The organism is Coxiella endosymbiont of Ornithodoros maritimus, assembly GCF_907164965.1.
In the GTDB taxonomy this organism is placed as follows: Bacteria; Pseudomonadota; Gammaproteobacteria; order Coxiellales; family Coxiellaceae; genus Coxiella.
Window position 1 is genome coordinate 1 of sequence record NZ_CAJRAM010000047.1, and the last position, 5,310, is coordinate 5,310.

Below are 5,310 nucleotides of genomic sequence, written 5' to 3' on the forward strand. Positions count from 1 at the left end.
GTGAAGCCGCATATACGTTCTTTTCGTCAAAACTGATTGTTGACAACAACCCTGGGGCCATATACGTATAGACCAAAGCAGAATACGGGAAAATAATGATCTCGTCTATCATCCCCGTATTTCACTGCGCTTCATACAGGCTAGCCAGCTGGCTTCTAATAAAAAGTCAAGATGCCCAAGGGGGCACACCATGACAAAGGTTCATGTTTAAACCGAAGTCTTCTTTTAAAGTAGTCTGTATTGCTCTATCAATCTCTTTATCAACTAAATCATCTTGGGAAAATTCTCGTATATCTAACCGGATTAAACCAATTCCTGCTGCGGCGTGACCCCATGCTGTCATAAATTTATCCACTCGATTTATAAATACAAACACGGCAAAATTATTCTCTGAAGGCAGAGTAACGGGCCACCCTTGACTTTTAGGGATCATCTTCTACACTACCCAGATGCCAAATTTTGAACAAAATCAAGTGATTGCCGTTGGGCTGTCTGGCGGGGTTGACTCGTCAGTGGCCGCGCTCGTCTTGAAGGAAAAGGGTTACGAAGTCATTGGTCTGTTCATGCAAAATTGGGAAGCTGATAGCAAAGACCCCTTCTGTACCGCCGAACAAGATTTAAGTGATGCGAAAGCGGTCGCCGATCACATTGGTATTCCATTATACGTCGTGAATTTCAGTAAAGCCTATTGGAACCATGTTTTTCAACATTGCCTCGATGAATTCGCCAAAGGGCGAACTCCTAACCCGGACGTTTGCTGCAATCGGGAAATTAAATTTAAATCACTTTTAGAGCATGCTAAAAAACTGGGCGCCACTCATCTGGCCACCGGCCATTACTCTTGCATTCAAAAGCAAAATAACGAATTTCGACTATTAAAAAGCAACGATAGTCACAAAGATCAAAGTTATTTTTTACACCTTCTTAACCAATATCAATTGGCGAATAGCATATTTCCCATCGGCGGATATCAAAAATCTGAAGTTCGTGCGATAGCAAAAAAAAGAGGATTCATTAACCATGCTAAAAAAGACAGCACGGGGATCTGTTTCATCGGTGAACGCAAATTTAAAGACTTCCTCAGTGAATTCTTACTCGCCCAACCGGGAAATATTGAAACACCCGAAGGGAAAATTATCGGCAAACACGACGGAATTATGTTTTATACCGTTGGTCAACGCAAAGGGCTTCATATCGGCGGTCGACCAGACGCAAGTGAAGATCCCTGGTATGTCGTTGATAAAGATGTAAAACGGAATGTATTGATCGTGGTTCAAGGGTATGAGCATCCTTTGCTTTATTCACAAGAATTAACGTGCATAAATTTGCATTGGATACTCGACACAGAACCCTCTTTCCCCTTGACCTGCAAGGCTAAAACACGTTACTGTCAAGCCGATCAAATGTGCGTCGTCACGCGACTCGATAATGATCATTTTTATGTTCAATTTGAACATCCACAACGAGCAATCACTCGCGGTCAATCAGTGGTATTTTACCTGGGAAACGAATGCCTTGGCGGCGGAATTATTAATTAAGGACCCGTTTTAATTGATTAAAGTTGAAATGACTCCGGTAAGCCCTTTACGACCTCCCATTCCTCTATCCATTGACAATCGACTCCAATGGGGAAACTTAAAAGGTGATAGCATCAGCCTTGCAATTAGCACTCTTGCGGAAAAAAATCAGGGGCCTTTGTTATTAATTACACCGGATGTTCACTCGGCTAATTATTTACACCGCTCGTTGCCATTTTTTTCTAGCGCCGACACCCCTATTTTATATTTTCCTGACTGGGAAACATTGCCATACGATCATTCCCCCCCCCACGAAAATATTGTTTCCGAACGCTTGCTAACGCTTTACCGCTTACCCCGTCTATCGTCAGGAATTATCATCAGCGCTCTTCCCACCTTGTTACAACGCCTTCCTCCCGGCGATCACTTAGAAAAAAATACTTTTATTTTATCCGTGGGTGAAAAGTTTTCTTTTCAAGAAAATCGTGAACGTTTAATATCTGCGGGTTACCGTTCCGTTGAACAAGTCATGGAACATGGTGAATATGCACAACACGGGTCGATCATCGATATTTACCCCATGGGAAGCCCCCTTCCTTACCGAATCGAATTATTTGACGATGAAGTAACAAGCGTTCGCAGCTTTGATCCCGAAAGCCAGCGATCCTTAGAAAAAATGGAATCGGTTCGGTTGTTACCGGCGAGAGAATACCCGTTAACGAAAGAAGCGATTACGTATTTTCAACAATCGTGGCGTGCAAAATTCTTGGGTAACCCACAAGAAGCTCCTATTTATCAGCAAATCACTGAAGAAGAAGTGGCGGCCGGTATTGAGTATTATTTACCGTTGTTCTTCGAAACCACCGAAACTTTTTTTTCTTATTTGCCGAAGAATACCACCGTTATTTTATTTGAAAAACTGGAAACCGTTGCTCATCAGTTTTGGCAAGAAGTAGAACATCGTTATGAACAATTACGCCACGATTTAACACGGCCGCTCTGCCCGCCCTCAGAATTATTTTTGTCTTTTGAGCAATTAAGGATAGAAATAAAAAATTATACTCAAATAAAAATTAGCGATGCACCCATCGTTGAAAAAACAGGGCAAGTTAATTTTGCTACGGAAAATTTCCCTCCTTTATTAATTGATCATAAAGCTTCCCAAGCGTTTGCTAGATTAAAAAACTTTTTACATGAAATAACGGCTATTCAAGGGGGGCGCGTTTTATTTTGTGCCAAAACAGCTGGTCGGCGAGAAACTCTTCTAGAATTCCTTAAAGAAACTGATACAGCTCCTCAAGCCGTTAAAAATTGGCGGGCATTTTTAGCAGAGAATGCGCAAGTTAACCTTACTATCGCGCCTTTGGATAAGGGCGTTTTATTATCCAGCCCGCCTTTAGCCATTATCTCAGAATCACAACTCTTTGGCGAACAAATCCGCCAGCGTCGCTTGAAAAAAGAACGAACAATTGATCCCAATTTATTGATTCACAATTTAACAGAATTGCATATTGGCGACCCCGTGGTTCACATCCAACATGGAGTCGGCCGTTATTTGGGCTTACAAACCATTAAAACCAGCGATCAAGAGGCTGAATATTTAACTTTACAATATGCGGATAATGACAAAATTTATGTGCCAATTTATTCGCTGTATTTAATCAGCCGTTATGCCGGTGCTGACGCTTCCCATGCCCCCCTTCAAAAACTCGGCAGCAAACAGTGGGACAAAATCAAAGAAAAAACAGAAAAACATATTCGCGATGTGGCGGCTGAATTATTAGATATTTACAGCCGCCGTCAAGCTGCAACGGGTTTTACTTTTTCTATACCTGAAAAAGAATACCCTCTTTTCCGAGAAGCTTTTCCTTTTGAGGAAACGCCTGATCAAACTGCCGCCATTAATGACGTTATTGTCGATATGTCTTCAAAACGCAGTATGGACCGCCTCATTTGTGGCGATGTTGGTTTTGGAAAAACCGAAGTGGCAATGCAAGCCGCTTTTATAGCCGTTCAAAATAATAAACAAGTTGCTGTTTTAGTTCCAACGACTTTATTAGCCGAACAACATTTTTATAATTTTCAAGATCGTTTTAGCGGCTGGCCGGTTCGTATTGCCGCTATTTCTCGCTTACGCACTCAAAAACAACGCCAGCAAATTACCCAAGAACTGACTGAAGGGAAAATAGATATTATTATCGGCACTCATAAATTATTAAGCAAGGATATCCGATTTAAAGATTTAGGTTTATTAATTGTTGATGAAGAACACCGTTTCGGCGTTGCCCAAAAAGAACAAATTAAATCCTTACGCGCCCATGCAGATATACTCACGCTCACAGCCACGCCGATCCCTCGAACATTGAATATGTCACTTTCAGGTATTCGCGACTTGTCCCTTATTACAACCCCGCCGGCGAAACGCTTGTCTGTAAAAACTTTTGTGCGCGAATACAGCCCTGTCTTGATTCGTGAAGCGATATTGCGCGAAAATCTACGCGGCGGCCAAGTTTATTTTTTACATAATGATGTCGCGACGCTCGCCGCAACGGCTGAAAAGTTGCGTACTGTTATTCCCGAAGCCCGACTTGCGATCGCTCACGGTCAAATGCGCGAACGAGATTTAGAAAGAGTAATATCCGATTTTCATCATCAGAAATATAATCTTTTAGTTTGTACAACCATTATTGAATCAGGGATCGATATTCCCACCGCTAATACGATTATTATTAATCGCGCGGATCGATTCGGCTTAGCTCAACTCCACCAACTTCGCGGTCGCGTCGGGCGCTCCCATCATCAAGCTTATGCTTATTTATTAATACCTGATCAAGAAGCCCTGACGCCTGATGCACAAAAACGATTGAGCGCTATTTCCCAACTGGATAATCTCGGTGTTGGTTTTAACCTAGCGACTCATGATTTAGAAATCCGCGGCGCAGGCCAATTATTGGGTGTCAAGCAAAGCGGGCAAATTCATGGTATCGGGTTTTCTTTATATTTAGAATTGTTGGAAGAGGCGATAAGTACATTAAAAGCTGGGCGGGAACCCAAATTTGAAAAACCATTACACACAGCGGCTGAAATTGATCTCGGCACTACAACGCTTTTACCGGAAGATTATGTCCCCGATGTTAATGTTCGTCTTATCCTCTATAAACGCTTAGCTAATTGCAAAAATAAAGCAGAAATCCAGGGGCTCAAAGAAGAGCTTATCGATCGTTTTGGCCCGCTGCCCCCAGCAACTCAACATTTACTCCAATCTACCGAGCTGCGCTTAATTGCAAACGAACTCGGTATTCAAAAAATCAATATCGGTCCCGAATACGGCTATTTTCACTTCGATAAAAAACCTGCCATCGACCTTACAAAGCTAATCAAGCTAATCCAAAGCCAACCCCAACGTTACCAATTGCAAGGCGATAAATCCCTGCGTTTCATTCTTTCTAATCCCACCCCCCAATCCAAATTGGAAACAATCTACAAATTAATTAAAAATTTTAAGTAACCTAATGAAAAGTGCCCCTCCTTAAAGAGGGCGTTATAATGCGCCAACATAGAGTTTCTATTTTTAAAAAAAGGAGCAGGGCCATGAAAGATATTAAAATACTTGGTGTTGGTATTTATTGCAAAAGGGGTTTTTCAACTGTGTGGGATTGATGAGTGGGGTAAGGTGATCCACACGAGAGGGGTTAGGCGCTCAATATGTGTCCACTGTGGCAAGGCCTTAAGGTGGCTTGTGTGGTTGATAGAAGCGTGTGGAGGCGCGAACCATTGGTATCGGGTTCATGGG

The 5,310-nt window shown here is 42.3% G+C and carries 3 protein-coding genes and 1 pseudogene; 3 read left to right on the forward strand and 1 reads right to left on the reverse strand.

Annotation, left to right across the window (positions count from 1 at the left end; translation table 11 throughout):
• Positions 1-166: 166 nt before the first annotated feature.
• On the reverse strand, positions 167-433 hold the full coding sequence (locus OWO34_RS05140; RefSeq protein ID WP_267256779.1) for a lanthionine synthetase LanC family protein: 267 nt from the start codon (positions 431-433) through the stop codon (positions 167-169).
• 16 nt (positions 434-449) lie between these two features.
• On the opposite strand from OWO34_RS05140, the gene mnmA reads away from it, so the two are divergent.
• The 3 genes and pseudogenes from mnmA to OWO34_RS05155 form a co-directional block, all read left to right on the forward strand.
• Positions 450-1,538, forward strand: a complete 1,089-nt coding sequence (gene mnmA / locus OWO34_RS05145; protein ID WP_267256780.1) for a tRNA 2-thiouridine(34) synthase MnmA — start codon at positions 450-452, stop codon at positions 1,536-1,538.
• Between the two features lie 13 nt (positions 1,539-1,551).
• On the forward strand, positions 1,552-5,025 hold the full coding sequence (gene mfd, locus OWO34_RS05150; protein ID WP_267256781.1) for a transcription-repair coupling factor: 3,474 nt from the start codon (positions 1,552-1,554) through the stop codon (positions 5,023-5,025).
• 83 nt (positions 5,026-5,108) lie between these two features.
• A pseudogene (locus tag OWO34_RS05155) lies at positions 5,109-5,310 on the forward strand (IS110 family transposase); the annotation flags it as partial.